We start from the raw sequence: 2,665 nt of genomic DNA, 5'->3' as shown, positions 1-2,665 counted from the left end.
ATTTTCTGCAGCGCCCTTGCGTTTTTTATTCTGCCAGAGCCAAGAGGGAAGAGTCTTTTTTTCCTTCGGCGCGCCAAGTAGCGGCGGCACTGAACCTGCCGGTCGTACCCCAGCATGATGCCCAGCATGAAGTCCTGCTCGTCGGTCAGGTCGGACAGGCGCGTCGTGCCGAAGCTTTTAACCACGTCAACGCAGTCCTTGTCGCCAAAGAAGACGTTCACGTGTCCGTTGGACAGGGGAACGAACAGGTAGGCGACGCCCTGCTTGCGGAGAATGGTTTCCATCTCCAGCCGGTTCGACTCCGGCGCGGTGTGCAGAACAAGCCGGCGCAGCCCCTTGTCGTATTCGTACAGGTGGTGGCGAAAGACGGTCATGCTCCACTTCCTTTTCCGGGCTCAAGTCCCTAAGAAAAAAGGAGAGCTGTTGGCGGCAGCTCTCCCACCTGGAGGGGTGATACACTGTGTTAGGATTAACTAACAGAAAAAGAATACGCCGCTTTTTTGAACCTGTCAAGCGCCGAAACGATTTTTGTTTTTAAGGGAGAACTTTAACGCTGCAGAGGCCATCGGCCCGAGAAGAGTCGAGCCAGAACCGCGTGTCGAAGACCCCGCGTTGTGACGGCGGCTTCGTTCCCCAGCAGGCTCAGCGCTTCGGCTAAGATGCAGGTGCCGCCCAAGATGACGTCGGCCCGATCGGCTGGAACGCCCGGGATTCGACGGCGTTCGGCGGCCGATTTCCCGCTGAAAAGGGCAAGAAGCCGGCTCGCGTACTGCGGCGTTAAGACGTCGCAGGCTGGGCTTGCGTCCAGCCCGCGGGCCGCCGCGGCCATGACGACCGCCGTGCCGCCGGACGCGACGATCCGTTTTCCCAGTGCGGGACAAACGCTGGACGCCTCCAGCGTTCGGCGGATTTTGAGCCGGACGTCTGCCAGCTGGCCCGGCGTCGGCGGGTCATTTGAGAACTCGGCTGTGATCGAGAGCGCGCCCAACGGAACGCTGAACGCCCCTTCGAGCCGTCCGTCCGCGCCGAACGAGAACTCGGTGCTTCCGCCGCCTGAGTCCACGACGGTCAGCGGGCCGGCAAGGACGCCCGGCGCTTCAAAGGTGAGCTGGGCTTCCTGTGAGGCCGTGAGGACGGCGGGGAAAACGCCCGTTTCCCGCTCGAAGATTTCTAAAAACTCGTCCCGGTTGGCGGCGTTTCGGACCGCGTGGGTGCCGCAGGCTGTCGGGACGGCGCCGGCCCTTCGGGCGGCGGCGGCAAACGACGCGGCGGCCGCCGCCGTTTCTTCCATCGCTTGGCGGGTCAAAACGGGCGATTCTCCCCGGCCGAGCTTTGTCACCCGGTGCCCTTCGTCGAGGATTCGGGTGATTCCGGACCGGTCTCCCTCGGCCAGACAGTATTTGACCGAGTTGGTTCCCACGTCGATGACGGCGGCAAGGCTGGCTTTCATCTTCAACCTCCAAGGCCCGAAGAGGGCGGACTATAATTTTATTATAGTCTACTGCTGACCCTAAGTTGAGGGGCTGACGCCCGGTTCGGCGTTGACGATACGAAAGAATTAATTATAATATTTATGAGTAATGTTGCTGAGTTCTATAGAACAAAGGAGGAGTTCGTATGAAGAGAGCTTTTGCTGCGTTGGCTGTTGGGGCTATGTTGGCGGCAGGGACGGCCGGGTGGGCCATGCGGGGCCCGCTTGTTTTGACGCCCGAGGAGGAGAAGGCGTGGAAGGCCGAACCGGCATACGGCACGGTGATTCCTCTGGGGCATACTGGCGGAATGTGCTTGGGCACGTTCGGCATCGCGCACGTGAAGGGATTCTACGCTGACGAGGGGCTGAAGACGGAAGTTTATAAGTTCGCGTCCAAGGCGCTGAACGACGCGGTTGGTACCGGCAAGGTCGTGGCCTGCGGCAACCATATCGCCGCTATGCTCGTCCCGGCGGTTAACGGGGTCAGAATGAAGTTCACCACCGGCATTCAGACCGGCTGCAAGTCGCTGTACGCCCTAGCGAATGGGCCGATCAACTCGACGAAGGACCTGAAAGGCCGGACCGTGGCGGTATCGACGGCGATCGGCGGGTCGGACCACAACATCACGCTTCGGTTCCTGAACCACGACGGTGTGAAGCCCGACGACGTGAAGTTCAAGCAGGTTGAGGCGTCTGCGGTTGTCCTCGCCATGCAGAACGGCGAGGTGGACGCGGCCACCATGTCGGACCAGTACGCCGAGAAGTTCTTGGACGACGGCGTGCTCAAGAGAATCCGCTCCCTGACGTTTGACCCGGATTTCTCCCAAGAGCCTTGCTGCATTCACGCGATCAACTTGGACTTCCTGCAGGCCAACCCGATCACGGCCCGCAAGCTGACCAACGCTCACGAGCGGGCGTCCGAGTGGATCATGGAGCACGAGGAAGAGGCCATTGACCTTCTGTTCGCCAACGGCTGGGCTTCCGGCGATCGGGATCTGGCCCTGCGGATGCTGAAGACGTACAACTTCCTGATCAGCGACGAGCTGACCGAGACGGCGCTGCGCAACATCCTGAACGACTACAAGGAGTTCGGCCTGATCAACAGCTCGCTGGACACCGAAGAGACGCTGAAAAAGATCTGGGAGCCTGTGCTGAAAGAATAATTTGACGCTGAAAAAAATCTCCGGCCCCAAT

Annotated in this window: 3 protein-coding genes; 1 reads left to right on the top strand and 2 read right to left on the bottom strand. The window is 60.4% G+C overall.

Annotated features, from left to right (window positions below; translation table 11 throughout):
* Positions 1-374 (bottom strand): DUF2023 family protein (locus HMPREF1249_RS03045; RefSeq protein WP_021775819.1); only part of this gene is annotated, 374 nt, incomplete at its 3' end.
* A gap of 173 nt (positions 375-547) precedes the next feature.
* Positions 548-1,450, bottom strand: a complete 903-nt coding sequence (locus HMPREF1249_RS03040) for a Ppx/GppA phosphatase family protein (protein ID WP_021775818.1) — start codon at positions 1,448-1,450, stop codon at positions 548-550.
* A 167-nt stretch (positions 1,451-1,617) separates the two neighbouring features.
* Here HMPREF1249_RS03040 and HMPREF1249_RS03035 point away from each other — a divergent pair, with 167 nt between their 5' ends.
* Positions 1,618-2,634, top strand: coding sequence for an ABC transporter substrate-binding protein (locus HMPREF1249_RS03035; protein ID WP_008520262.1), 1,017 nt, complete (start codon positions 1,618-1,620; stop codon positions 2,632-2,634).
* Positions 2,635-2,665 lie beyond the last annotated feature (31 nt).

The sequence above is a fragment of the Jonquetella sp. BV3C21 genome (assembly GCF_000468895.1).
GTDB classification, from domain to species: domain Bacteria; phylum Synergistota; class Synergistia; order Synergistales; family Dethiosulfovibrionaceae; genus Jonquetella; species Jonquetella anthropi.
The sequence above is the reverse complement of the archived record's forward strand: the minus strand, read 5'-3'. Positions and strand labels throughout refer to the sequence as shown.

Coding starts and splice junctions, on each gene's coding strand:
- HMPREF1249_RS03040 (WP_021775818.1), bottom strand. CDS start 1,450: ATGAAAGCCAGCCTTGCCGCCGTCATCGACGTGGGAACCAACTCGGTC.
- HMPREF1249_RS03035 (WP_008520262.1), top strand. CDS start 1,618: ATGAAGAGAGCTTTTGCTGCGTTGGCTGTTGGGGCTATGTTGGCGGCA.